This window comes from Micromonospora sp. NPDC047187 (assembly GCF_040643355.1).
Taxonomy (GTDB): domain Bacteria; phylum Actinomycetota; class Actinomycetes; order Mycobacteriales; family Micromonosporaceae; genus Micromonospora; species Micromonospora salmantinae.
Window position 1 is genome coordinate 88,833 of record NZ_JBEYUF010000010.1, and the last position, 26,299, is coordinate 115,131.

The window sequence follows — 26,299 nt, forward strand, 5'->3', positions numbered from 1 at the left end:
ACGCTACGCGGACAGTCGCATGCGGACAACACCGCCTGTCCGCATCAACGCTATCGACTCATCTGGCTCGGTACGCAATTCTCGTCGTTGAAATACCCCCGGCATGCCAGGCAAATCATCAGCAGCGGTTCTCGGGCCAACGAGTAGTTGTCATAGCTGACGGACCAGCTGCGAACCAGGACTCAAATACCTGAGGAGTCTAATGAGTCTCCAGAATGCCCTGTCGCGATATGGATATCGTCAGGAGCTGAGCCGCCAACTGCGGTTCAGGGATCTACTTGCCTACGGGCTGGTGTACATGGTGCCGATCGCGCCGATGGCGATCTTCGGCAGCGTCTACGCCGGCTCCGGCGGGATGGTGGCGCTCGCGTACGCGGTCGGTGTGGTGGCGTTGGTGTTCACGGCGTTCTCGTACGCGCAGATGGTGCGGGCGTTCCCGATGTCGGGCAGCGTCTATAACTACGCGGGCCGGGGCATCAGCCCACCGGTTGGGTTCCTGGCCGGCTGGGTGATCCTCCTCGACTACGTCCTCGTGCCGGGGCTGCTGTATCTGGTGGCGTCGGTGGCGATGCACGCCACGGTCCCGGCGGTCCCGGTGTGGCTGTGGCTGCTCGGGTTCGTCGCGGTCAACACGGTCGTCAACTCGGTGGGGATCCGCATGACCGCAGTCGTCACGCGGGTGATGTTGATCGGCGAGCTGATCGTCTTGGCGGTGTTCCTGGCCGTCGCAGTCTGGGCCCTCGCGACCGGCAAGGGTCGGTTCAGCTGGGCGGCGTTCTACAACGCCGACACCTTCACCTGGTCTCTGGTGGCGGGTGCGGTGTCGATCGCCGTGTTGTCCTTCCTGGGCTTCGACGGCATCTCGATGTTGGCTGAGGAGACCAAGGGCAGCTCCCGGCAGATCGGCCGCGCCATGGCCGCCGTCCTTATCCTGGCCGGGGTGCTGTTCGTCGCGCAGACGTGGCTCGCCGCGATGCTCGGCCCCGACCCCGGCACCCTTCTCGCGGAGGGCGATCCCAACGGGACTGCCTTCTACGACGCCGCTGCCGTGGCCGGCGGGGGCTGGCTGGCGACGGTGTGCGCGGTGGCCACGGCGATTGCGTGGGGGTTGCCGAACTCGATGGTCGCGCAGGTCGCCACGTCTCGGCTGCTGTACGCGATGGCCCGGGACCGGCAGCTGCCGTCGTTCCTGGCGAAGGTGTCGATCCGGCGCAACGTGCCGATCAACGCGACGCTGCTCACCGGCGCGGTGTCCCTGGCGCTGGGTTTGTACATGGCGACCCGTGCGGATGGGATCACCCTGCTGTCGTCGCTGATCAACTTCGGGGCGATGGTCGCGTTCCTGGTCCTGCACGTCTCCGTGGTGGTGCACCACCTCATCCGGGAGCGCAGCGGTAACTGGTGGGCGCACCTGGTCATGCCCGCCATCGGCTTCGCCATCTTGGTGTGGGTGGTCGTCAACGCCAACATCGCCGCCCAACGCCTCGGCCTGGCCTGGCTCGCCCTCGGTGTCATCGTCCTGGCTGGCCTGTACCTGTCCGGCCGCCGGCCGGCACTGTCGGGGTTGGCGCCCGCGCAGCCGCAGGCGCGTCACGTGGAGCGGGTGTGACCGGCATGGACAGGTTCACTTACCGGCCGGTCCGAGACGAATTGGCGTACACCTTCGGCGGTCGGATGCCGGTGGCGCATGTGCGCGGCGGTGACGTGTTCACCGTCGTGACGGAGGACTGCTTCGGTGGTCTCGTGAGGGGGCCGGCGGACCTGCCGTCGCAGGTGTGCCGCATGCCGTACCTCAATCCGGTGTCCGGGCCGTTCTTCGTCGAGGACGCCGAGCCCGGCGACACCCTGGCCGTCCACCTCGCCGCCATCACCCCGGCCCGGGACTGGGGTGTGTCGTCGACGTTTCCGCACTTCGGGGCGCTGACGTCCACCTCCCACACGGCCACTCTGCAGCCTCCATTGGAGGAGCGGGTGTGGGTGTACGGCATCGACCGGCAGGCCGGGACTGTCCGGTTCGAGGCCACCCGCAGCGACCACAGCGTGGACCTGCCGCTGGATCCGATGATCGGCACGATCGGTGTCGCCCCCGGCGGGTTCGAAGCCCGATCCACACTCGTGCCCGACACCCACGGCGGGAACCTCGACACCCCGCACCTGCGCGCCGGCACCACCCTCTACCTGAGGGTGAACGTCCACGGGGCGATGCTCGCCCTCGGCGACGGGCACGCCCGCCAGGGCGAGGGCGAGGCCTGCGGCGTCGGCGTGGAGATCGCCACGACCACCACTCTCGCCATCGACGTCATCAAAGGCGTCAGCACGCGGTGGCCTCGGTTGGAGACCGACCGGGACATCCTGACCATCGGGTGCGCGAGGCCCCTGGAGGACGCCTACCGCATCGCCCAGCACGACCTCGTCGGATGGGCCAGCGCCCTGACCGGCCTGGAAACCCTGGACGCCTACCAGCTTGTGTCGCAGGCGGGGCGGGCGCCGATCGGCAACGTGTGCGACCCCAACTACACCGTCCTCGCCGCCATCGACAAAGCCCTGCTCCCCGCCCCCGGGCCCGCCTATGGCGGGGCGCACGAGCGGTTGCGGCGGCTCGCCGCCGGGCTGCGGTAGGAGCCGGCTGATGACCGCGTCGATCCCGCGCCTGCCGCTGCGCGATGAGCTGTTCCTCCTCGGCCACGACGACGACACCGGACACCCCCACGTGCACCGGCCGACCCTCGCCCTCGGGCTGGCGGGCGCGGTCCTGATCGACCTGTACCTGGCCGGGCGGGTGACCCTCGACCCGAACGACGACACCCGCCCGGCCAGCCACCAACGGGTCCACCCGCACATCGACCGCCCGGTCGGGGACCTGATCGCCGACGCCGCGACTGCCACCATCCGCCACGCCCACCCACCGCTGCGCGGGTGGTTGCGGGGGTTCTCCGAAGATCTGTACGACCGCACCCGCGCTCGCCTGGTTGCCGGCGGGATCCTGCGCCAGCACACAAAGCGACGCCTCGGCGGCCTCATGCGCACCGACGCCTATCTCGCGACCGACACCAAATGGGCCGTCATCGCCCGTTCCCGACTGCGCTATCTCGCCGCCGGCCACGAACAACCCAACAACCACACCGCCGCCCTCGCCGGCCTCGTCGCTGACCTCGGCCTCACCCACCACCTCTACCTCGACGACGACATCACCACCCTGACCAGCCGCTTGAAAGCCATCGCCGCGCAGCACTACCAGCCAGTACGCGACATCACCGCCGCCGTGGACGCCGCTGTCGGTGACCTCGCCACCGCCGCCTACCGCTAGCCCCAAGTCACCTCACCTCAAGAAAGCTGACCGTGAACAACCTGCCCCACCTGCGAACCCCGACCGACAAGCCCCACCCGGTGGGCCGGCGAGCCCTGAAGGTCACTGCCGCCGTCTGCGCGCTTGGCCTGCTCGCTACCGCCACGGCCATCCCGATCTGGACGGGCACCGCTGAGCCGACCCAATCCGCACCCTCGCCTTCCAGCGGCGCCGCGTCTCTCCCAGCCGTGGCGCCGTGTCTGTCGCCCGCTGCCCTGACTGCGGCCCAGCTCAAGGCACGCGCACAGCAGAAACCTGACCCGTCGCCGACGCGTCTGCCGGCGTCGTCCCCGGCGCGGGAGGCTCTCACAGCGGTCACGGCGGGGCCGTCCGGCTGCGATGCCATCCCGGGCCGGTTCGCCTGCGTCCACCTGCTGCAATGGGCCACGGACACCACGATCGCGGGCAACAGCACCACCACGAGGATCGTGCTGTTCGAAGAGCATCGCTGGCGTGCCGACGACGCCTCGGGACGCGTCGTTCGCAGCCGCTACCCCGGCGGCAACCAGCCCACTGACGACAGCACCTACGACCCCGGCGAGCTGGACGGACCCATCGGTCCGATCGCTGCCGACCCGGCAGCGCTCACCGCGCACATCAACGCCAACCAGCCGCGGTTCCTCGGACCCACCGCCGTCATTCGCGGCCTCGCCAGCCTGCTCGGCTGGCGCACCCCCAACCAAGCCGCCCGCACCGCGATCCTCACCTTCCTGAACGACACCCCCGGCATCACTCACCACGCATCGGTGACCGACCGGGCGGGCCGAACCGGCATCGGCGTCAGCGCCACCTCCGACGACATCCGCTTCCTGCTGATCCTCAACCCCACCACCGGCGAACTACTCGCCTACGAAAGAGCAGCACTCACACCACCACCACCAGGCAGCGACCGCACCGGCCCCCTGGTCGACGACTACCACCTGTTTCCTCGTCCACACCCGCGCCAACAGCAGCAGCACCTCCTGACCCCGCAACCAAGAGCCTTCTAAGGAACCCCATGGACACTGTCCCGCGTATCCGCGCCGCCCGCTGGGCGGACAAAGACCACGTCGCCGCACTCATCGCCGACGCCCTCCATCCCAGCCCTCTCGCAACATGGCTGATCCCCGACCCGGGCCCGCGACGTCGAATCCTCACCGACGTCCTCGCCATCTGGGTCGAGCACGCCATGTTCTACGGCGACGTCCACCTCACCGACGACGCCACCGCCGCCACCGTCGGCTTCCACCGATACCGGCCCATCCCGCCACCAGGGAACTACCCCACCCGCCTCAGCGATGCCGCAGGCCCCCACAGCGATCGCTTCGACCTACTCGATCGGCTACTCGCCAAAGACCGACCCAGTGAGCCCCACTACCACCTCGCGTTCCTCGCCGTGCGGCCCAGCGCCAGGCGGTCCGGACGTGGCACGTCCCTGCTCAGCCACCATCGCCGCCGGCTCGACCATGTGAACCTAATGTCCTGGACGAGCACCACCCCCGATGCCCAGGGCCTGCATGTCCAGCATGGCTACACCTCAGGACCGGCGATTGAATTGCCCGAAGGTCCGGTCATCTGTTCCATGCGCCGCAGCCCTCTCCACGGCGGTATCCAGCCAACCAGGACCAGCGAGACCAGGGGCCGGCCAGCCATCGAAGCGTTGCCATGACCCGTGCGGGTCACGAAGGAGGAGAGTTGATTGCCGCCCTGGTGACGGCGACATGGCGAAACGGTCCCCATCGCGTGAGCCTTGAGACGGGCGGCCAAGACCAGGTTTGTCACCGGCATCCGCTCCAGAGCGGCCATGTGCCGGGCGGCCGCACACCCGCCCCCAGCGCCGCCGACGAGCCAGGATCTACCCTCGGACAGCGACGGACCGCTCAGCCTCGTGACGGGACCAGTGCCGACCGTCGCACCGTTATCGCTGTCACCGGCGCCGCACTAACCGCCACGGCCTGGACCGCGCTGCACCACCCTGTCTCGGATTCGATCGCCGACGCTGGGAAGGGCGATCCCATCAGCCCAGCCCTAATAGCCATGATCGACACCGTCGCCGCCCAATCCCACCAGCTCGACGACCATCAGGGTGGCGCCGCTCGCGACTTCGTCCCCGACCAGTTCTGCGCCGTCGCACCGCGCTTCCTACAAGGACGCTATCGGCCGCAGCCCTCGCACAGCTCGCCCAGACCACGACCCTCATGGCTTTCGACGCCTACACGACGGCCTCGCGCAACGCTGGTACCTCACCGCGCTAGGTACCTCGCACGCGGCCTCAGATCCAGGCCTCGCCGCCAGCGTCCTTGCCCTCATGTCGAACCAAGCCGCAGACCGCGGCACGCTCTCGACGGCCTGCAACTCGCCGCAGCGGCACCTCTCATCCGCTGACTCCAGCTGGACATTCTTGTTCTCGTCGAGCCGGGCGCCAGCGTCTCCCCTTGAACCGGACTCAGCCCTGCGGCCCCCCGGAATGGGGATCCCGGTTTAGATTCGCCTCGCCACGATCCCTTCCAGGTTCCCGCCTTCAGTTTGAAGCGCCGCATGGTCCTCCGGCTCAGCTCCTCCTCCAGGTTCTCGTCCACCACGACACCTGCCGTCACATCCTTCAAGGGGACGCAGTAGTGCAGATAGTTGGACCATTCCCACAGATAATTGGCACGGGTAGTGTCCAGCATGACCTGCCCCGCAAGCATCACCCGCGCCCGCCGAAGGTGCGGGCCCCGTGCGGTCGAGCGTTACGGTTGGTCGCGGACGGCACGTCGGTTGTCACTCCTAGCCTGCTGGTCGGCCTTTGCTGATGTCAGCGCGAGGGCCGGACCAGCGCGGTGGAGGTTTGCGTGGCGAACGATGATCCTGCGCCTCCTCTGGAGTATCGCGTGACTGTCGATCACGCCCAGGGAATCCAGGTCGGTGGCCAGAATCAGCACTACAACGTCTTCGGTGAATATTCCCGGTTCGAGCCCGACCAGGGCCGCGGTGCAAGGGCCGGCGGGCCATGGCGGGTCTGTCTAAGCTATACGCTGGAACTGCGCGCCGTTCCCGCAGGCGGTTCGTTCGTCGAGGCCGCCCGGAAGGCTATCCGTCAGGTCGGTCACGAGCTAATCGACCTGACGGAGGCGCCAAACCTCCAGCCGGATCAACTCCTGCAGGGCGTTGATGTCCTCGTATCCCTCGTCGGTTTCCACTACGGACCCGAAGTCGAGCGGACCTTCAACTTGGCAGGCGAGTCCGGACTGACCCGGCTCACCTTCCTCGTCGACGAGGATCTGGACGTGCCTGCGCCCCGATCGTTCTACGTCGATGCCGACAATACGCAGCGGCAACAAGCGTTCCGGGACAGACTGAGTGGGGACGTCGCGTACGCCAGCGTACGCAGCCCAGACGACCTCCGATACCGCCTCTACCAAGCACTCGTCGAGCTGGACTCGGTCACGACAGCACCGGCGAGGCCCGGGTCCACGATTCCGGCGCTCGACGTGCAACTTCGTCAACGGAAGTCGGAGTACGGGCCGGACAGCCGGCAGACCCTGAGCACGCGAAACGACCTCGCCAACGCGCATCGGTCGGCCGGCCGCCTGTCGGAAGCCATCGCGATCTACGAGGACACTCTCGCGGACAGCGAAAGGATCCTCGGCTCCGATCACCCCGACACCCTGCGCACCCGGAACAACCTCGCGGGCGCCTACCGAGCCAACGGCGACGCGAACCGAGCCAGAGCGGTCTACGAGCGGACGCTGAATGACCGCATACGCGTCCTCGGTCCGGAGCACCCGGACACCCTTCGCACTCAGAACGACATGGCCGGCGCGCTCGAATCCCTTGGTGAGTTCGACCGTGCAATTCAGATGTACCGAACAGTGATGAACGCCCGGACCGAGGTGCTCGGACCGAACCATCCGGACACCCTGCGCACCGCGAACGACCTCGCCGGAGCCTTGGTTGAGGTGGGCTTGTATGAAGAGGCCCTTCACCTCTATCGGCGTGTTCTCGCGGAGCGGTTGGCCACGCTGGGACCAGATTCCGCTGACACGCTGCGAACCCGCAGTGACCTCGCGACTGCTTACCTGTCAGTGGGTGAGATGAGTCAGGCCGCTGATCTCTTCGAGCAGGCGCTCGCCGGCAGCGTACGCGTTCTCGGTCCTGACCATCCGGATACGCTGAGGCGGCGAAACAGCCTGGCCGGTGCCTACCATAGCGCGGGGAACCTGAGTCGGGCGATACCGCTGTACGAGGAGGCACTGAACGACTCGATCCAGGTACTCGGAGCCGATCACCCGACAACGTTGATCGCACAGAGCGACCTGGCCGGCGCGTACGCCGACGCCGGCGATCTCCACCGGGCCATCGCGCTGTACCAGCAGACGCAAGCGACGAGCGCCACGGTCCTCGGCCGGGATCACCCAAACACCCTCGTCACCGAGAACAACCTGGCCCGCGCGTACGCCAAAGCCGGTGACTACACACGCGCACGAGACCTTCTCACGGAACTGCTGGAGCGAAGTCGCCGCGTTCTCGGCCCCACCCATCCCGACGTCTTTGTCATTCTCTTCAGCCTAGTCAGCGCGCTTGCCAGCACGGGCCGGGTCATACAAGCCCGCCGGCTCGTGGACGAGGCGTTCCGTGACAGTCGTAAAGTACTCGGGCCGGAGCACCCGACGACTCGACATTTGCAGAACCTGCGCGACCAGGTGGTTAGTTTGATGGGCGGGCGCCGCTCGCGGGGCAGGGCATAGACGTGGCCACTCCGAAGCCCCGACGTGAGCAGGCGCGGCCCGATGGTGTGTTCGCCGATTTCGAGGTCGAGGATTATCTTGAGAACCGGCCTCTCATCCAGGCTCTGGCCGTTAGTGAGGAGATCGCCCGAGTTACCATCGCCCGGTTGACCCACGAGCATTCCGTCACCCGCCGCGAGTTGGAGAAGACGCAGCGGATTTTGAGCGACTTCCGGATCAGTCACGAGCAAGACACCGGCGACCAGAGAACGTCGATCGCGCGGTTGGAGGAATCACTCGCGGCGAGCCGTCACCGTCTTGAGGAGCAGGGCCGCCAAACAACCGTCGCAATCATCGTCGCCTGGGCCGGAACAGTCCTGGTGGGCTTCGGCGTCAACCTGGTGACCGGCGGCGACCAAGAGCCCTTGGGGGTAGGACTGCTGGGTCTCGGTGCCCTGGTTGAGGGCGTCGCATTTTTTATCCCTCGCCGAGCGGAACGGCAGGCAGTCGGCACTTTAACTTGAGGGCAACTTCCATGCTCCAGCCCAGCCCGAGGGGAAAGGCCTCGCGCAGGGGGCGCTGGTGCACTGGCGCAGTACGGAAATAGCTGGAGCACCTCGGCCACGTCCTTGCTCTGCAATGGCTCGTCCTTACTCTCCGGGCTGCCGCCACCATCACGGATACACGCGGTGAGGGCCATGGCAAGCGCAAGGGCAGAGACCAGTTGGCGCCTCGGCTTCGAGATGTGCCGCACCGTCACGGCACCTTCCCATGGTCGACTGCGGCGGCGTCGTAGTCGCCGATGATCGCGGCCGCCTGCGAGTTGAGCATCTGGCTGCTCGGGGTCCAGTAGTCACTGTGATCCGAGGTGTCGACACCGAAGACGTTGGCACCGAAGTCCGGATTGCGGTGCCGGCCGTGGATACCGACGGGCCCCTTCGGCGAACCACCCGCCGACGATGGGTATGCCGATCAGACAACCCGCATTCTCCTCGGAACGAGCAAAGAGCGTGTCATCGCTGGCGGCGCCAACCCAGACGTGCCGGGGATCGACGTTAAACTCACTGGCGCTGTCGACGCGCATCCCGGGGCTACCAACGGCGATCAGGTCGTCGGCGGTGAGACCGTTACCGGTGCTGGCCGAGCTTCAGCAGGCCAAGCGGGTCGTGCCGATCGGTGACCTGATAGTCGTGCCGCCGAGGCAGGCGACGCTGGTGCCCGTGCCCGGAGAGGCACAGACCACTGTGACGGAAGCGGCTGGGCGCGTCCCCACCGGCATTAAGGCGTAACTCGCCCGATAGCCCGGACAGACTCGCGTCGGCCGGCCGGGCGCGCCGGCAGCTCGACTACAGCAGATCAGCGAACTCACTCCCCCGCCCCATCGGCTACCTGTGAGTGATCGACGGGTGACGTGAATGAGATCGTCATGTTTGACTGTGTGCATGCGGGCGGGGGATACGCGGCTGTCGATCGATTGTGGTGGCGCCAGTACCGTGGCTGTTCTGGCCTGGGTTGACGGTAGGGCGTCTGCGTTGTCGTTTGACGGGCTGCCGTATCTGCCCAGCGCCGTGTACGTGGGTCCCGATGGGGAGGTGCGGACGGGACAGCGGGCGTGGCAGGCCGCCGTGGAGCAGCCGAGCAGGTTGATTCCGAGCCCGCGTCGCGCCGTCGACGGCGACGTGACGGTCGATAGCAATGCCGTGGAGGGACTCGTGTTGGCGGCGGCGCCGCTGCGCACGGTCGTGGCCGAGGCTGAGCGGGTTGCTGGTGGGCCGGTGCGGGATGTGCGGCTGGTGGTGCCGGCGGGTTGGGGACCGCGGCGGCGGACGTGGATGAGGCAGGCCGCGCATCGGGCGGGTCTTGCGCAGCCGCGTCTCGTCGAGGCTCCGGTAGCCGTCGCCGAGTATCTGTTGACGACAGGTCTGCAGCTGCCGGTCGGGGCGTTCATCGTCGTCTGTGACGTCGGCGCGGGCGCGGAGGTTACGGTGCTCCGCCGCGGCCCAGCGGGGTTCGAGGTCCTCTCGACCCTCGCAGACCCTGCCGCCGGCGGCACCACCGTCGACCTGGCCTTGACTGCCGCCCTGACTAGCGGTCGGGACGCGCCCGCTGACGGCCTGGGCGACTGGGCGACAGCGCAGAGCATCCGCGCGGCGAAGGAAACCCTGGGAGCCCACCCTGCGGTCACGGTGCCGCTCGCCGGGCAGGCACCGGTCATCGCGACTAACGCCATGCTCGTTGAGGCCACCCTGCCCGTGGTACGACGCGTCGCGGAGTTGGTTGAGGAAACCATCGCCGCTGCCGAGCTATCCGCCAGCGACCTCGCGGGAATCTATTGCGTCGGCGGCAGCGCCCACCTGCCGCACCTGGACACGGTCGTCGCCGAGCGCACGGGCATCAATCCCACGGTTGTCCCCGAACCGCAGCTCGTCGCGGCCCGGGGCGCCGCGGACGCTGGCGCCGCGCATGCGGCGGCGGCGGTGGTGGTGGTGGAGGTGCCGGTACCGCCGGTGCGACGGGCCGTGGCGATCGCCGTGCCGGGCTTCGCGTCGCTGGCCCTGATCTGGCAGGTCCTCCTGACCGCCGAGCAACACAACCTGTTGAACGTCTACCGCTCCGTGCAGTTGAACTGGGGCGAGTTCACGATGGCCGCGGTGTTCGCCCTGCTGGCCTGCCTCGCCGCGGGGACCGTCCTCGGTTCCCTGATCGCCGCGCGCAGCCCCACCCCGGGTACCCGCACCGAGGGCGGGAAGGTCAGTATCGGCATCCTCGCCGCCGTCAGCCTCGGCGCGGCGATCGCCGGTCTCTACGCGGTCGTCACCAGCCAGTACTTCGGCGAACCCGTGGGCCCGTTCCTGAAATGGGCGTTGTGGCCGATCGTTCCGATCGTGGTGATGGCCGTGGCGATGGCGGTGGTCGCCGCCCGGCAATGGCGTGCCCCGCACGGCGGCTGGTCGGCGCTGCTGGCCGCACCGACCGGGTCGATCGTCACCGCCGCGCTCGGCATGGGGTTGATCCAGTACTCGCTGACGGCCGACAGGTGGCCCGACCGGCTGTTGTTCATCGACATCGCCGGGCGCGTCGGTGGGCTGCTCCTCGGCGTCGGGCTGGTCATGGCGCTGGTGGCGCCGCTGATGTTCCGCCTCATCCTCAGCGCCCCCGTCGCGGTCATCAGCGCCGCGATCGTCAGCAGGCAGGCCGCCGGCATTCTCGGCGTCAGCTACGCCGTGGCCGTAGCGATGTGGTGGGCAGCCCGACTGTGGACCCGCATCATCCGCCCCACCCCAGCCGACCCCACCACGCCAGCACCCGCAGCGCAGGCCGGCACGTCGGGTGGAGGTACGTGACGTGCGGTGGCCCCGCCAGCTGATGTCGCTGCTGGTCGTCCTCGCGCTCCTGGCCGGCCCGCCCGCGGTGCTGCTCTTCCTGATAGGCCCGCCTGTCAGCGGGTGGCCCAGGACGGAGCAAGTACGGGCGTGGGTGCAGCAACCGCTGACCGAGGAAACCCTCACCGCAGCGTTGACGATCGGCGCGTGGCTGCTGTGGCTGCTGCTCGCCTACACCGTCACCGTCCGGGCCGTGACCCGCCTGCAAGCCACCGCGGTATGGCTACGACAGGTTCCCCTGCCCACGCCGTGGCAGGCGACAGCGAGCGGGATGGCGGGAGCCGCCGTGTTCGGCGTCACCACCCACCCCGTCACCACCGCCGCACCGCAACCACCACCATCGTCAGCAGCGGGAACACCCGAGCAGCCCGCCGACGCCACCCCGACACCCGACGACAGGGCGGTCAGCGACGACGGGGTTCTCCTCCCCGGCGGATGGCTACCCCGGGATACCGCCGAGTCGGTCGCCGCCGCCGCAGCCCTGCTCTGGCTATGCCGCCGCCGCGACTACCGACCCCGCCCTCTCATCCCGAACGCCCCCGAGGATCCAGACACCACCTGGCTACGCCCGGCCGCCGCGGCCGTGCAGGCTGCCCTCGCTGACGCTCCCGCTCCGCCAACCGCCCCCACACTCACAGACAGCTTCAGCACCCTCATCGGGGTCCTCCCGACCGGCGGCCTGGGCCTCACCGGACCGGGAACTCTGCCCATCGGCCGCGGTCTGCTCCTCACGGCACTGCTGGCCGGCCACCGTCACCCCACCCCGACGCTGATCGTCACCAGGGCAGCGCTGACCGACCTGCTCGGCACCGACGCAGAACCACTCGGCGAGCGTCTGCCGCAGCTGACAGTCGCCGAGGACCCCGGCGACGCCATCCGGATCGTCGAGGGCGCCGGCCCCCAGCGGATGGTGATCCTGGCCGGGGACAACTGCGACGCCAACGACGTGACACACCTCGCGGGCGTGACGGCCGCGAACGGCGGCAGGCTGGTCGTGCTAGGAGGCCGGCCGACCGGCCAGACCTGGCATGCCGCACCGACAGGCCACCTCCACGACCCCACCCACCCCGACAACCCAGCCCCTCGACTGTGCGTCCTCGACCAGGTCACCGCCGTCGACCTCCTCACCGTCATCGCCCACCCCGAACCGGCAACGCCCTCCCCCGCGCCACCACGCACGCCGCTGCCGCCAGCGGTGACACCCGGACCACGGCTACCGCGACAGAGCACCCGGGGAACACCACACCAGCCACCCGCGGCCTCCCACCACCGACTGCACCTGCGGGTCCTGGGCGAACCCACGCTGCTCATCGACGGCGAGCCCCTCACCATCCGACGCAGCGCCGCCGTTCAGGTCCTCGCCTTCCTCGCCGCCCACCCCACCGGCGCCGACACCCGGGAACTGACCGCGGCCATCTGGCCGGGCCTACCCCGCAGCTCCCTGACCGGCCGGCTCTACACCACCCTCAGCGACCTCCGCGGCGCCATCCGGAGCGCCAGCGGCCTCCACGTCATCGATCACACCGACGACCGCTACCGCCTCAACCCGGCACACGTGGACGTCGACCTGTGGCACCTGCACACCGCCGTCCACCAGGCCGCCATGACCGTCACGGACACCATGACAGCCTGGCGGGCGGTCCGTGACGCCTACCCCGCCGACCTCGCCGCCGGACGCACCTGGCCGTGGCTGGACCCCATCCGCGAGGTCACCCGCCGACGCGTCATCGACGCCTGCGCCGCCCTCGCCGACTCCGAAAACGATCCCCGGCGAGCCCTCGTTCTGCTGCAGGGCGGCGTTGACATCGACCCGTACAACGCCGACCTCCACGACCGCCTTGCCACCACCCTCACCGCCCTCGGCGACCACGAGGCAGCCGACCAACTGCGCAACCGCTACCTCCGCACCCTCGCGCAGGCCGGCATCGACGACGAAACCCGTGATCACCGCGCTACAAGCGGCACCATTACCAGCAGGACCTCGCCCTCCCACCCCTGAGAGCACCGTCGCGCTCCATATCCCGGCGCATCGAGACGAGCGCCATCGGGGTCGGATTCGATGACACCGTACGGCCGACCGACCTCGGCGACGGGTTGGCCCTATCTCAGCATCCAAGGGCGGTGGTGCCGGCGTGAGCCAAGGATGTCGAGGCGCCCTCATCGGCCATCATGCGGTCGCGACGGCCCGTGGACCGACGGCCCTCGCCCAGATCCGGTACCCGGCCACGGCAATCAGTGGGAGCTTGCTCGGCGGGTGACCGGATACTTGACGCCATGTTCAACGGTTTCGAGGACGAGCGGATCGACGTCGGGGAGGTGGAACTCCGGGTCCGGTATGCGGGGCACGGGCCTGCGGTCCTCCTCATTCACGGACATCCGCGGACGGGATCGACGTGGCATCGAGTCGCGCCGCAGCTGGTTGATCGCGGGTTCAGCGTCGTCTGCCCCGACATGCGCGGCTACGGGCGGTCCGGCAAGGCGACGATCCTCGCGGATCACTCCCAGCAGTCCAAACGGGTGGTCGCCGCCGACATGGTCCGACTGATGGACGAACTGGGCCACCCGGCGTTCGCGACGGTCGGGCACGACCGCGGGTCGTACGTGGCGTTACGCCTGGCGCTCGATCATCCTGATTCGGTCAGTCATCTGGTGGTCATCGACGGTGTACCCATCAGTGAGGCCCTTGCCCGGTGCGATGCGAAGTTCGCCCATGACTGGTACCACTGGTTCTTCTTCGCCCAGCCGGACAAGCCGGAGCGAGCCATCGCCGCCGACCCCGATGCCTGGTACGCCGGTAAGGCCCGGCCCGAGAGTATGGGCGCCGAGAACTACCAGGAGTTCCGGCGGGCCATCCACGACGCGGCCACCGTGCGGGCCATGCTGGAGGACTACCGGGCCGGCCTCGGCGTCGACCGGGCTCACGAGGAGGCCGACCGGCGTGACGGCCGCACTGTCCGCTGCCCCACTCTCCTGCTGTGGTCGACCCGGGACGACCTGGAAGACCTCTACGGCGATCCGTTAGCCGTCTGGCGCCCCTGGGCCGCCGACCTCCGCGGCCACTCGATCGAATCAGGCCACCACGTCGCCGAGGAGAACCCCGACGACCTGACCGCAGCGCTGCACCGCTTCCTGTCCTGAACCTCCCACCCCGCACGGCACCACCTGGTTCCTCTGCAGGACACAATCCCTGCGGTGTCGGACTGGTCGAGAAACTCGGCGGAGCGCAGGGTCGTGCAATGTAGCCACGATTTTCGATCGTGATCAGGTGCGCGCATCTACCGCTTTTCGCACCCGTTCGCATTGGCCGTCGCCGACGGGCCGAACGGCGGAAGCTTGCGTTTCGGTCAGCGTGTTAGCGTCCCTTGTGGATGACAACAACCGACTCGAGCTCAAGGTCTCCGACCAATCTCAGCTGCTCTCGCTGCACCGCACGCTGAGTCTCGTGCCGGCCGCGCGCGTGGAGCGGGTGCCCGGCGTACCGGCCGCCGGCGAGCTCGGCACCGTTGACTTTCTCGTCGCGGTCGGCGGCAGCGGCGCGCTGATCGCGGTGGTCAAGATGCTGCCGGACTTTCTGCAGGCCCGGCGTTCCGACCTGTCCGTCGAAATCGTCAAGAAAGGCCAAACGGTCCGGGTGACCGCGACGAACATCGACGACATCATGCCGGTCCTCACCGCCATGATCGATGAGTGAGCCCCTCCGGCTGCACGAGCAGGGCCGCTCCCGCGCGGTGGTGATGGGCACCTGGGACTACCGCTACCTGCGTCCGGTACCCGCGGCGCGGTTCAGCCTCGACCGCATGTTCCGGCTGCTGACCGGGCCGGCCTGCGGCTGGGTGCCGTCCGACGTCACGCCGCTCGCCAACGAGAGCGGGCCGGGCGACCTCGCCGACGTGCTGATGACCTCCTTCGAGGACGTGCCCGACGTGGCGCTCTTCTACTTCGTCGGGCATGGGCAGCTGAACACCAATGACGAACTGTGCCTCGGGCTCGGCCGGTCGCGGCCCGAACTGAACCGGCGCTCATCAACGAGCCTGGAGTACAAGGCCGTGCGGGAGGCCCTGCGCAACAGCCCGGCCCTCGTCAAGATCGTCATTTTGGACTGCTGCTACTCCGGCAAGGCGGTGGACCCGGCGAACTCGCTCGGGACCGATGTGAGCCCGGCACTGCGAGTGCTGGACGGGGCGACCGGCGCCGGAGCCTACGTGATGACGGCGAGCAGTCCATACCAGGAGGCGTGGTGTGAGGTCGGTGAGGGACAGCCGCAGACCTATTTCACGAAGTATCTGGCCGACACGGTCGAGCGTGGCGTCCCCCACCGGCCGAGCCACCTGACCCTGGGGCTGCTGTTCAACGCGGTTCGCGATCGCCTGGCCGCCGATCACCTTCCCGTCCCGGAGCGGCGTAGCGTCAACGATCCGGAAGGATATGTCTTCGCCCGCAACATGGCCCCGGCCGAGACGCAGAAGGATCCGCAGGAGACGATCCGGCAGTTGACTGCGGAACTCGCGGCGATGCGAGCCGCTACCCCTGCGCCGAGCCCGGCCGACAGCGCTGAGGCGGACGCCGTGGAACGGGCCCTGCGCGGCCGCCGCGCCGACATCACCGATCTGCGGGCCGCGACGGCACCACCACCAGCCGCCACCCCGGCCCCACCTGCGGCTGATCTACCCGCCGCTGTCACGGAGCCGACGGTCACACTGCCCGACGCCGCTTCGACCCCGCCTACCGCCGGCACACCCACCGGATCGACGGACGCTGCCGTAGTCGCTACGTCGGAGCGAGTGCAACCAGCCTCCACGGCGCGGCGGACCCAGCCTGCCGCGCCGCCGCTGCCGCTGCCGACGGTTCAAGTCGTCAGCGTTCGCGGCGGCATCACGGCGGAACTCGGTCGACTGCGCGAGTTGGCCGGTACGCCGTCGACGCTGGAGATCTCGCGGCTGGCCCGGCGCACCGGAGACGCCCTCAGCGAGGAGGCCGTCCACGAGATTCTGACCGGACGGCGAGCGCCCTCGATCGACGAGACGCTGGCCATCTCCCGCGCATGCGGCATCTACGCCGAGGAGACCGGGCGGCGCCTGCGCCCGAGCGAGTACGACCGGGAGGCCTGGCGTACCCGGCACGAGCGGCTGGTCGGCCAGGGGGACCCGGCGCACGAGTCCGGGTCGCCCGGGATACCGGAACCGCAGCTGATCATCCCCACCGAGATGCCCGACGGCCGCCAACCCACAGCGACTCTGCTCGCGCCGATCCCGGAACCCGCGCCGCCGGCCGAGGAGGTTCGTGAGGCGAGACGACTCGAGGCAGCTGGCCGGGCGGCCGAGGCGGAGCGGCTGCTGCGGCGGGAAGCCCGACGTGGCTCAATTGCCGCCATGGAGGAAAGGATTGCTCTGTACCGCCGACAAGGCCGGGCGGGCGACGCCGAGCGCGCACTACACGAGGCGGCCGAAGCCGGCTCCAGCAGCGCCGCCGAGACCCTCGACCGCCTGCGGCAGCGACTCCGCGGCGACGAGCGACGAGCGTGACAGTGCACGCTGGGTCGGCTCACGACCTCGAAGCCGTTTTCAGGCTTCCGACGGGCGCCTGCAGACGTGAGATCCGGGAAGAGCGGGGCCCGTCGGTGGCGGCCCCGGATGACCTGCTGACGGCGGATCAGGTCGCGACGATGCGGCCGCGCCCGGATGAGGTCGACCGGTTCAAGTCCGTCCAGCGGAGCGCCTGGGCGAGGTGTTGATCCCTCGGTTGGCTCGGCGGGTCAGCGCGGCGATTGCCTCCATCGGACGCGGTGGCGTCTACCTCGAGGACGGAGCCGGACTCCCAACCAGATAGACGGACGCAGGAGCCGTGGACGGTTTCTCCGATGAACGGACCACGTGCTCGGGCCCGCGGCTGCACAGGAAACGAGCCGCAGCCGGTAGCGGCGTCAGGGGTCGTGGCCGCCCCCTGTATCGGCGCGGACGTCGATGCGCAGAGCGCCGACGACCATCCGGGTCAGCTCGGGAAACTGCTCCTCGCTGAGAACGACACCCTGCACACTGTCGGGGCGGTGCCGCGAAAGCATGCAGCCGGCTGCCCCGCAGATCGGCGCCATCGAGACAGCAAACCGCTCACTCAGATCGGGCTGGCCCGATGACACGAGCCGAACCCGTCGCCGCCACCAACGTGTACGGCCTGCCGGACCGGCCGGTATCGCCCAGCCGGCATCCTGAGGTGAGCGGGCCGCCTCTGCGCTCACAGAAACGCGGGATCCGTCAATGATCGGCGTGCCCCGCAAATCTGATCATTTGAATCAATGCTCATAAACACTCGTGCCCGGTCGTTTTGCCGACAGGGCGAGGCTTGCCTACATACGGCACACTCACCGCGTGAGCAGCGATGCCATCTCTATCACCGCCGCCATCAGCGGAATCATCACCGTGATCCTGGTGGCCGCGTTCCTCTACGTGCGGAAGCACAGCGACAAATGGACGATCATGTCGTTCGCGGCGGCAGTCCTGTTCGGATTCGCCACGGTCGCCCAAGTCGCCCTCGCCGCGGCACCCGCAGAACCCGATGGCGAGAGCACCTCCTCCACACCAGGTCCGAGCATCGCACCAACCGCATCGGGTCCGACACCGCAGGATCTGCGCTATCAGCTCAGCTCGTCGCCCGGCGACTCACACACAGTCAAGGTCACGGCCGCCGCATCCGGCGAGCCGGAGCCCGGGCTGACGTACTGGTTCATCCTCGAGGTGAACTGGGGCGACGGAAATATCGACTACTACCCCCGGCGGAAGATGACCGGACGGTCGACATCCTTCGACCTGACCATTCCGGCCAACGCAGAGACCCAATACCTTCGGAACGGCCGAGTATACGGCCTGGACAGTGCCCAGAACTCCCAGGCTGAGGACCTGCTGAAGCGGCAAGGAGCCCGCGGCGTCGACGATTTCTTCGATGAGGCGACCGGCCAGCCGGTATCGGACGCGGTCAAGCTCCCCTACTAACGCTGGCAGCCCGGCGAGGACCTCTGCCGTCTGCAGAGCTGCCGCCATTCGCGGGAGACGTGTGCCTCCTGCCGGTGTCCGGCCACCAGCTGGCAAGTCCGGGGCCGGGACAGCGACGAAGCGGAATCCCCGCACCGGCGGCGGCGGCACGCTCGTGCCTGCGAGAGCCAGATGAAGATCAGCCCACCTCCGGCAACCAGGAGGAAATAAGGTCAGAAGCGCGAGGCCAGGTCGTCGCGCTCCTGGGTTGTCATGCCCTGATAGGCCTTCCAGAACGTCCGGAAGGGCCCTGTCAACTCGTCGCCGTACGTGGCTGCTGCTTGCCGGAGAGTGAGGTGTCCGTCCTGGATGGCAGCGGCCATCTCTCGAAGGAGTGAATTGTTGCTCCTGCCGAGCTGTTCGAGGGCGTCTCGTAGGGCGTCGGCGCGTCGTGGGTCTCCGTCGGCGATATCGTCCAGGTCGTCCATGGCTGCTATACCTTCGCTCCGGCGAGAGGGTGGTCGTAGCGTCCCCCGTCGGGCAGCGCAGGCAGGGCGGCGGTGTCGAGGTCGTTGAGTATCCGGACGAGGGCGGCGCGGAAGACCAGGACTGCGGCGGCGATGTGCTGGCACAGCCTGGTCGCTTCGCCCCAGAGGCGGAACATGTTGGCGACCTCGGCGGCGGCGAGACCGTAGCCCACCACGGCGCCGACACCCGTTGCACTGGTCGCGGTGCCCGCGACGGCGCCGACGCCGGCGATGATGGCCGCGTCGATGATGCCTTTCACCACGCCGCCGAGCGATTCACCTGCTGACCAGACAGCGTCTGCCAGCGCACGGTAGGCCTCGCTGATCTCGCCCAGCGGGTCACGAAGGTCGGCAACGACGTTGGCGGTGGTGGTGAAGTACCGGAAGGCCCCGTCCCCGGCGACGCCCTGCCAGAGTGGTCGCAGGGTGGTGGCGCCGGACTGCACGTTGTAGGCCAGCTCGTGCAAGGCGCGTCCGATGTTGTCAACGACCGGTGCCATCCTGGCCAGGGCCTCCCAGTCGCCGGAGACCCGGTTCTGGATCTCGCCGATCGGGTCGAAGCCGAAGACATCAGCGAGGACCTCGTTGATCCAGGACGACGGGCTGACAAAGTCCATCCACCCCAGCGCATTCGACGGGTTCTGCGCCTCCCCGGGGACGTCGAGCTGACCTCGCACGTCACGGGAGTCGACGAAGTTCGCCGGGGTGCAGGGGTTACTCGCCACCTCCATCTCGAGCGCGGTGATGCAACGGTCGAACGCGGCGGGCAGGGCGCGGTCGAGGCCATCTGCGGCAGCAAGGTCGGCACTGCGGTAGTAGTCGGCGCTGACCCGCAGTTCAGGGGCGGAATTTTCCAACAGACAAGCGAGCCGGTTGAGGGTGGCGTTGAGGACCTCGACCGCGTGCTCATGTGACGCCTTGGCGATGTGCAGCGCCTCACCTCCGGTAGCGACCTCGGCGTACCGGTGGAGGTAGCTGCGGATCCCCCACACGTCGGCAGCGGCGCGGTCGACCTGACGTGCGAAACCGACCAGCGCATCGGGTTGAACGAACAGCGTCATCTCGCCGCCTAATTCACGAGGAGGACGCCGACCAAGCCGGCGACAGTAAAAACGACGGCAACCGAGAGCACGTAGAGGCGCACACGAGGCTCCCGCACGGCGTAGGTGCACAGCCCGAGCGCCCCACCCACAATGGAGGCGGAGTACCACGGCAGCCGCGCAGCAGTGACCTCGCCGGTGACGATCATCAAAGCGATCAGGACCGCCCAGATGATCGTCCCGAAAGCGATCGACTGCCGCAGGTTCCGATAGGCCGTCGCCTGCAACCTCGCAACCGACTCGCGGTAGACCTCCGCCGCCTCGGCATGTTCCTCCTCCGGAACCCGCCGCCACACGCTTCGACTACCAGGCCTTCGCCCACGACTCATGCCGGCGAACATATCAACCACAGTCATGCTGCCGCTGCCCTGCGTAACAACCATCGACGGCGAAGCGGGCGGCCGTTCCCCGACACCGTCGGGTCCGACAGGTCCACACCGGTTCCGCAACGGGGTCACAACTGATACCCGGATGCGGACGCGGGGGGAATCGCCACCCTGCACGGCCGATGCGGCCATGACCACCGGGTCCACCGAGACAGGGAGACCCGACTGCTGCACTTCGGGATAGCCCGAGACACCTAACAGGCACGGCGTCACCAGGATTGGTGAAACGAGGCATCTCGCTCGCACCTGTCACGCCCGCGCTGCCGCCGGCTCTCTTTTGCGGGTCACGGCGCCGCGCGCCGCGGGGCGCGGGGCGCGGGACGCGGGGCGCGGGACGGCAAGCGCGGCGGCAGCACGCCGTCCCGCAGCACATCGGACAACCGGCGTGCCTGTCCGCGGATGCCGTGGCGGATCCGCTGATGTCGGCCCGGTCGACGGGTTGGGGCTTCCGGCTGCCGCGCAGTCCCAACCCGGGACTGGCTTGCCCTCGTCTCCCCCTTGGCCGCAGCACCTCAGTCCTGTGCACCTGCGAGCCGATCGGGCACCTCGACGCCACCGTCGGGAAGGCGGTAGCGGTAGTGCGTTGCCGTGAGGTCGTCGTCGTGCGGCGTCCAAGAGGTCCAACGTCGTAGCCGCCCGCCGCTGGTCTGGATCCCGCCATCGGGCCACCTTCACTGCGGGGTCGGCGATGTACCCCGAACCGCTGGAACGGGCCTTCCGCCGAGGGCTGCTGCGCGGTCGGGGTGTGGGCCGGACCAGCTGTGGCACACGGCTTCGTGGTACGGCAGCAAGCTCCGGGACGGCGTCAAGGATGGCAGCGGGAAACTTGACCAGGTACGCCTGCATGACCCGCACCGGGCGCGTCTCGTAGAACGCGAACGGGTAGTACAACGGCGCCGGATACGCCTCGTCGAGCTTCTGCTTGATCTCCCTGAGCGCCGGCTCCGCCCGCTGGAAGGCCGACTGGTCCACCGGCGCGGGCAGCGGGGTGTAGGCGGTCAGCTCGTACCGCCAGGACGGCTGCGGCAGCGGGTTGGTGGGTCGGCTCTGGCCGTACGTGCCTCGCGCCTGCCAGACCAACTCATCGTCGAAGGGGCCGTCAACGGCTCGGGAGTAGCCGACGATCGCGGGCACCTGGTGCCGCGTCTTGTGCCAGTGCAGGACGATGTCCCCTGGCCGCAGCGCCGTCACCAGGGCGTACGACCAGTTCTCCCGGCCGCTGCCGTCGCGCTGGAGAGCCTGCACGTTTGCGCCGAGGTCGTTCCGGTCGGTGATCTCCAGCCAATAGCATTCGGCCGGATCGTCCTGCCACCACTCATTGAGCCGTAGCGAGTCTGGCTCCCCCGAGCGCCGCTGGGTCGGCAGCTCGGTGGCGGACTCTGACGAGGCAGGGGCCGCGGCGGGACGGGCGATCTCGGTGGCCAGCCGCGGAGCGTCCGTCGGGCCGTATTCGGGCGCTTCGATGCGCAGTCGGAGTCGCTTGCGGTTGTTCCCCGCCTTGGGCGCGTTCGGTGCCTGTCCAATGCGGCCTTGCCGGCTCGTCAGCTGCAGCCGCAGCGCCGCCAGATCGTCGACGACGGAGAGTCTGACCGGTCGGTCGAGAACTGTGCGCTCGGACTCGGGCAGATGCCCGGTCTGACGGGAATCGACCACGCCCGAAACCAGCACGGCACCCAGCGTTCGGAGGCGGGCAAGGATCAGCTCCAGAGCCGGGATGTAGTCGGAGTTACGCGAGGGGCCGGTCGAACTCGTTCCGCCGGCACTCTCCAAGACCACAGCAAGTCCCGGTCCGTCCCGCTCGACGGCAAATTCCGCGTTCAGCACGCGCCCGTTGTCATCGGTCATCCGCACGCCGTACAGACTGCCAGCGATGTACGACAGCGGCGGGAACCGCCACGGGCTTGGCCGGCTCCAGCCCGGTGCCAGGCCGTCCCAGGCCGTTCAACACCACCCAACGATGACCAAGGTCAGCCAACAGCACCGGATGAAGGACCAGCTCAGAGCCTTGATCGCGGGTATGACCTGGTGGACGACGAACAAGGCGACCTGTACGCCGGATTCACTGACCGTGTCGCTACTTCAACCTGATGCCACGTCGTTTGGCAGTCACTGTCCGGCCATCGCCAAGGCGAACAAACGCCCTCACGTTTCGGTGTCGGACGTTGCGTTCGGTACACGTCTCAAGCACGCCCTCCGTCGGCATCCACCATGACGCTTCGGCTCCAGGCTCAAGACGGTTGGGCATCGGTGCCGACCCAGGGAACTCCGAAGCGAGACAATTGCTCCTCCCTCCGGAGTATGCAGGCCCCACGCAGTGACGGTTACAGGGGCCCTGCCAGAGTTCCGGGCGGTAACCATGGTGAAGGTGTCCCCCTCGCCGTCCAGTGACTCTTGAGCGTAGACCGGGAAGGCCTGCGAAGCGGTCACCCGCACCACCGGGCCGCTGCGCCGCCAACTGGCAACCTGCCAGGCAAGCGAGGCAACACTTAGGACGATCGCCACAGCCGACAGGACTACTTCGATCCGCATGGGCGACATCGTCGCGCAACCAGTCAAGGATGCGATGGGATGCCAGGGCGTCCGGTTTGAAGGTTCGAGGCGTCACCGAACGAATGGACGTCCAGGGAATCGAACCGGCGATCGGGCCCGGGTGCGCCCTAGAAGAATTCGCCCTCAAGGCGGACCTCGATCCACGACGCGACCACCAGCTGAACGCACATTCGATCCGCAGCTGCTTCACAACGCCGTGCTGCCACTTGCCCCTCTGCCCGATCAGCCCGGTGTGATCCACGCGCTCACGCAGCCCAGGATCTCTCTGTCACCGCCGGGAATCCGGATCCGGCGCTGTCTCCGCGCGGCGATCCGTGCGCCTCTCACCGCCGGGGCCGCCGCCTCGCCGACCTGCAGGTGTGAGGTCGTGTCAGGCGGCGTGAGGTTCTGTGAGTCACCGAGCCACTCCTTCGGCAGGTCGCCGGTCATAGCGTCGCGGCACCGGGTGACGCCACCCGCCGCCACCGGTTCCGGTCGGCACCAGACGATGAACGGAGGGCAGGTGACACGCACCCGCACCCTCGCGCTTGCCACCAGCGTGCTGGCCACTGCCACCGGGCCGGTCATTCTCGCCGCGACCGACACGTGGCAGCCGCCGTCACCAACGTCGGATGACTTCCGGCAGGTGCTCGTCTCTCCTCTGAGCCCTCACCTCGTCACCGCCCTCATCGGCGCTTCGGCAGTGGCGCTGTGGCTGTTGCTGATCACGACCGTGCTCACCCACGCCTATGCCGCGCTGGCGCGCCGGGCACGCTGGACGGTCACGATCCGCCTCCCCGGCCCGATCCGCAGCCTCACCGCAGCGCTGCTGGGTGCCAGCGCCGTCACCACGGCCAGCGGTGCCATCGCCCACGCCACACCTGTCACCGGCACCACCGACCATCCCGGCACCGAACCGTTCACTGCCGCACCCGCGCCGCCGACCACCCACCTCACCGCCACACACTCGCCGCCCGCCCCCCGGACGACACCCACTCACACTGTCCGACGGGGAGACACCTTGTCCGAGATCGCCGAAGAAGCCCTCGGCGACGACAAGCGCTGGCGCGAGATCTTCGCCCTGAACCGCGGCACCCACTTCGCCGACGTCGGTGGCACGCTGCGCAACCCGAACCTGATCTTCCCTGGCTGGGTGTTGACCCTGCCCGCCGCTGACCCGCCGCCGGACACCACACCGCCGCGCACTCCCCCCACCCAGGACCCACCGGGAGGCCCGACTGCATCACCACCGACGACTGCGACCGCCGCGCCGCATACGACTGCGCCCGCCGCCTCACCATCGGCCGGACCGACCACGTCGCCTACCGCCGGCCCCCAGCCCTCGGCAACATCGCGAGCCCCCGACGACGGGGTCGTCGAGCCACCGTCAGCGTCGGTTGCGCCGACGCCCGGCGTCACCAGCCCGGCGACGTCGACGACCGCACCGGGTCCGCCTCTTGCCGATCGGAGCAACGCTACGACGCTGCCGCCCGGTGCCGCCGACGACAGGCCCTCCCACACGCTGTGGGGATGGGTGGAGATCGCCGGTGGCGCCATCGGCGCCGGACTGGCCGCCGCGCTGGTCTCCGCCGTCACGATGGTGTGGAAGCGCCGCCGTCACCGCTACCGGCCCACACCCGTCACCAACCCGGTTCTGGCTGATGCGGACCTGGCGCCACCGCTGGCGGCGTTGACCCGGCTGCGCCACGGCGTGCGCCGCGTCGCACCGCACCTGCTGACCCGCACCCCGGCGCGCGACCGGACCGTCCGCGAGGACACCACCGCCCAGGAGACACCTCCACTGCCGTCCACCGCACCCAACGACACCGAACACACGGGCGTCGGCACGCTTGCGGCCGCCACCGGGCTCGGCCTGGACGGACCCGCCGCCCTGGACGCCGCCCGCGCCCTGCTGGTGGCCACCCTCACCCCCGACGCCGACGGCCCACACGCGCACGGCCACGTCATCATCCCTGCCGCCACGCTGACCACGCTGCTCGGCGTATCCGCGACGGACCTCCACCCGATGCCCGGACTCACCGTCGCCCCGACCTTCGCCGCCGCGCTCACCCTGATGGAAGAGGAGATCATCCGCCGCAGCCGGATCCTCGCCGACCAGGAGGCCGTCACCGTCTTCGCCCTTCCGCAGGAGCACACGGTCGGTGAGCCGCTGCCGCACCTGCTGCTCGTCGCCGACGTCCCCGAGCAGAACTGGCACCCCCGGCTATCCACCGCGATCCACCTCGGCACGAACGTCGACATCGGCACCGCCCTGATCGGCACCTGGCCCCACGGCAGCACCCTGACCGTCGCCGCCGACGGCACGACCGAGGGCGGCCATGTCGAGCGCGTCGCCGTGCTCGGTGCCACCGCGACCACCGACATCCTCCGCATGCTCGCTGAAGCGCACGGCGACACGGCACCCGCGACCACCACGCCGGACCCTGCACCTGCACCCGTCGCGCCGACGACGACCCCGGCACGACACGCCGACACCGCCCGCGCAGCATCCGAGAGGGTGAACCCTGCACCGCAGGTCTCCGTGACGGCGCAGGGCGCAGCCCCACCGGGTCCGGGAAGCGCCGCTACCGGCGGCCCGGTGCGGGCCCGTGTGCTCGGCCATCCGACGATCCTCGACGCTGACGGCAAGCCGGTGCGCGGCCTGCGCGCCAAGAGCCTGGAGCTGTTCGTGTACCTGGTCGTTCACCGCGGCGGCGCGAACCTGGACGACATCATGGAGGCGATCTGGCCGGACGTCACCGTCTCCCGCGCGTCAGAGCGCCTCTCCACCTGCGCGGCGAACCTACGCACCACCATCCGGTCCATCGCACAGACGGGCACCGGACCGAACGACGACACCCCCAAGATCGAACCGGTCATCAACACCGGCGGCCGCTACCACCTGGACCCGAATCTGCTCGACGTCGACTGGTGGACCGTCCAGGACTCCTACGCCCGGGTCGCCACCGCCGTCGACGACGCGGATCGCCTCGCCCACCTTCACGCCGCGATCGCCGCCGCCCGCGGCGGCCTCGCCGACGGCAGCGACTACGAGTGGATCGACACCGACCGCGAGCACGCCCGACGCTGCCTCGTGAAGATCTACGCCCAGGCGGCCGGGCTTCACCTCGGCACTGATCCTGCCGCCGCCCTCGCCCTCTACGACACCGCCCGCGCCCTCGATCCGCTCTCCGACGAGCTGACCCGGCGGGCGATGCGAACCGCGGCGCATCTCGGTAACGCCGTCGGTGTACGCGAACGGCTGGTCGCGCTGCGCCGCGACCTCGGTGACGCCGGCATCGACATCGACCCCGACACCGAGGACCTCGCCACCAGACTGCTCCAGGATCCCACCCACCCGTGAACGGTCAGCCACCG

The 26,299-nt window shown here is 68.9% G+C and carries 22 protein-coding genes; 16 read left to right on the forward strand and 6 right to left on the reverse strand.

The features are described from left to right. The first annotated feature begins 202 nt into the window (after positions 1–202). From ABZ794_RS18155 to ABZ794_RS18185, 7 genes are all read left to right on the forward strand, one after another. Positions 203–1,609, forward strand: a complete 1,407-nt coding sequence (locus ABZ794_RS18155) for an APC family permease (protein WP_357516446.1) — start codon at positions 203–205, stop codon at positions 1,607–1,609. Next, positions 1,606–2,619 (forward strand): acetamidase/formamidase family protein, encoded by a 1,014-nt coding sequence (locus tag ABZ794_RS18160; RefSeq protein WP_357516448.1) that lies wholly within the window; start codon positions 1,606–1,608, stop codon positions 2,617–2,619. Before ABZ794_RS18155 ends, ABZ794_RS18160 begins: the two co-directional genes overlap by 4 nt. A gap of 10 nt (positions 2,620–2,629) precedes the next feature. Next, entirely contained in the window at positions 2,630–3,307 is a 678-nt protein-coding gene (locus ABZ794_RS18165; protein WP_357516450.1) for a GPP34 family phosphoprotein, read from the forward strand. 467 nt (positions 3,308–3,774) lie between these two features. Next, the gene (locus ABZ794_RS18170) at positions 3,775–4,335 is read left to right on the forward strand and encodes a hypothetical protein (RefSeq protein ID WP_357516451.1); all 561 of its coding nucleotides are present in this window, start codon (positions 3,775–3,777) and stop codon (positions 4,333–4,335) included. Between the two features lie 8 nt (positions 4,336–4,343). Further along, positions 4,344–4,994: a GNAT family N-acetyltransferase gene (locus ABZ794_RS18175; protein ID WP_357516453.1), complete on the forward strand. Its 651-nt coding sequence runs from the start codon at positions 4,344–4,346 to the stop codon at positions 4,992–4,994. 1,165 nt (positions 4,995–6,159) lie between these two features. Next, positions 6,160–8,055: a tetratricopeptide repeat protein gene (locus ABZ794_RS18180; RefSeq protein ID WP_357516455.1), complete on the forward strand. Its 1,896-nt coding sequence runs from the start codon at positions 6,160–6,162 to the stop codon at positions 8,053–8,055. Positions 8,056–8,057: 2 nt separating this feature from the next. Beyond that, the gene (locus ABZ794_RS18185; RefSeq protein WP_357516457.1) at positions 8,058–8,558 is read left to right on the forward strand and encodes a hypothetical protein; all 501 of its coding nucleotides are present in this window, start codon (positions 8,058–8,060) and stop codon (positions 8,556–8,558) included. Between the two features lie 329 nt (positions 8,559–8,887). On the opposite strand, the gene ABZ794_RS18190 is transcribed toward ABZ794_RS18185, so the two are convergent. Beyond that, on the reverse strand, positions 8,888–9,118 hold the full coding sequence (locus ABZ794_RS18190) for a hypothetical protein (protein ID WP_357516459.1): 231 nt from the start codon (positions 9,116–9,118) through the stop codon (positions 8,888–8,890). Between the two features lie 34 nt (positions 9,119–9,152). On the opposite strand from ABZ794_RS18190, the gene ABZ794_RS18195 reads away from it, so the two are divergent. The 6 genes from ABZ794_RS18195 (at position 9,153) to ABZ794_RS18220 (ending at position 16,939) form a co-directional block, all read left to right on the forward strand. Continuing rightward, positions 9,153–9,323 (forward strand): hypothetical protein, encoded by a 171-nt coding sequence (locus ABZ794_RS18195; protein WP_357516461.1) that lies wholly within the window; start codon positions 9,153–9,155, stop codon positions 9,321–9,323. Between the two features lie 153 nt (positions 9,324–9,476). Further along, positions 9,477–11,378, forward strand: coding sequence for an Hsp70 family protein (locus ABZ794_RS18200; RefSeq protein ID WP_357516627.1), 1,902 nt, complete (start codon positions 9,477–9,479; stop codon positions 11,376–11,378). 1 nt (position 11,379) lies between these two features. Continuing rightward, positions 11,380–13,416 (forward strand): hypothetical protein, encoded by a 2,037-nt coding sequence (locus tag ABZ794_RS18205; protein ID WP_357516463.1) that lies wholly within the window; start codon positions 11,380–11,382, stop codon positions 13,414–13,416. 275 nt (positions 13,417–13,691) lie between these two features. Next, positions 13,692–14,555: an alpha/beta hydrolase gene (locus ABZ794_RS18210; RefSeq protein ID WP_357516464.1), complete on the forward strand. Its 864-nt coding sequence runs from the start codon at positions 13,692–13,694 to the stop codon at positions 14,553–14,555. A 226-nt stretch (positions 14,556–14,781) separates the two neighbouring features. Further along, on the forward strand, positions 14,782–15,108 hold the full coding sequence (locus ABZ794_RS18215; RefSeq protein WP_357516466.1) for a hypothetical protein: 327 nt from the start codon (positions 14,782–14,784) through the stop codon (positions 15,106–15,108). After that, a complete protein-coding gene (locus ABZ794_RS18220; RefSeq protein ID WP_357516468.1) occupies positions 15,101–16,939 on the forward strand; it encodes a caspase family protein in 1,839 nt (612 codons plus the stop codon). The genes ABZ794_RS18215 and ABZ794_RS18220 overlap by 8 nt, the downstream gene beginning before the upstream one ends. A gap of 398 nt (positions 16,940–17,337) precedes the next feature. Here ABZ794_RS18220 and ABZ794_RS18225 read toward each other — a convergent pair whose 3' ends face one another. Further along, the gene (locus tag ABZ794_RS18225) at positions 17,338–17,475 is read right to left on the reverse strand and encodes a hypothetical protein (RefSeq protein WP_357516470.1); all 138 of its coding nucleotides are present in this window, start codon (positions 17,473–17,475) and stop codon (positions 17,338–17,340) included. Between the two features lie 304 nt (positions 17,476–17,779). Here ABZ794_RS18225 and ABZ794_RS18230 point away from each other — a divergent pair, with 304 nt between their 5' ends. Next, on the forward strand, positions 17,780–18,400 hold the full coding sequence (locus ABZ794_RS18230; RefSeq protein WP_357516472.1) for a hypothetical protein: 621 nt from the start codon (positions 17,780–17,782) through the stop codon (positions 18,398–18,400). A gap of 212 nt (positions 18,401–18,612) precedes the next feature. Here the strand turns inward: ABZ794_RS18230 and ABZ794_RS18235 are convergent, their stop codons facing one another. The 4 genes from ABZ794_RS18235 to ABZ794_RS18250 all read right to left on the reverse strand — a co-directional run bounded on the left by ABZ794_RS18235 (position 18,613) and on the right by ABZ794_RS18250 (position 22,237). After that, positions 18,613–18,867, reverse strand: coding sequence for a hypothetical protein (locus ABZ794_RS18235; RefSeq protein WP_357516473.1), 255 nt, complete (start codon positions 18,865–18,867; stop codon positions 18,613–18,615). Positions 18,868–18,872: 5 nt separating this feature from the next. Further along, complete coding sequence (locus ABZ794_RS18240; protein WP_357516475.1) at positions 18,873–19,967, reverse strand: hypothetical protein; 1,095 nt, start codon at positions 19,965–19,967, stop codon at positions 18,873–18,875. Between the two features lie 8 nt (positions 19,968–19,975). Continuing rightward, complete coding sequence (locus tag ABZ794_RS18245) at positions 19,976–20,362, reverse strand: hypothetical protein (RefSeq protein ID WP_357516477.1); 387 nt, start codon at positions 20,360–20,362, stop codon at positions 19,976–19,978. A 279-nt stretch (positions 20,363–20,641) separates the two neighbouring features. After that, complete coding sequence (locus ABZ794_RS18250; protein ID WP_357516479.1) at positions 20,642–22,237, reverse strand: hypothetical protein; 1,596 nt, start codon at positions 22,235–22,237, stop codon at positions 20,642–20,644. 112 nt (positions 22,238–22,349) lie between these two features. On the opposite strand from ABZ794_RS18250, the gene ABZ794_RS18255 reads away from it, so the two are divergent. Then, positions 22,350–22,604, forward strand: coding sequence for a hypothetical protein (locus ABZ794_RS18255; RefSeq protein ID WP_357516481.1), 255 nt, complete (start codon positions 22,350–22,352; stop codon positions 22,602–22,604). An 840-nt stretch (positions 22,605–23,444) separates the two neighbouring features. After that, entirely contained in the window at positions 23,445–26,285 is a 2,841-nt protein-coding gene (locus tag ABZ794_RS18260) for a LysM peptidoglycan-binding domain-containing protein (protein WP_357516483.1), read from the forward strand. Positions 26,286–26,299 lie beyond the last annotated feature (14 nt).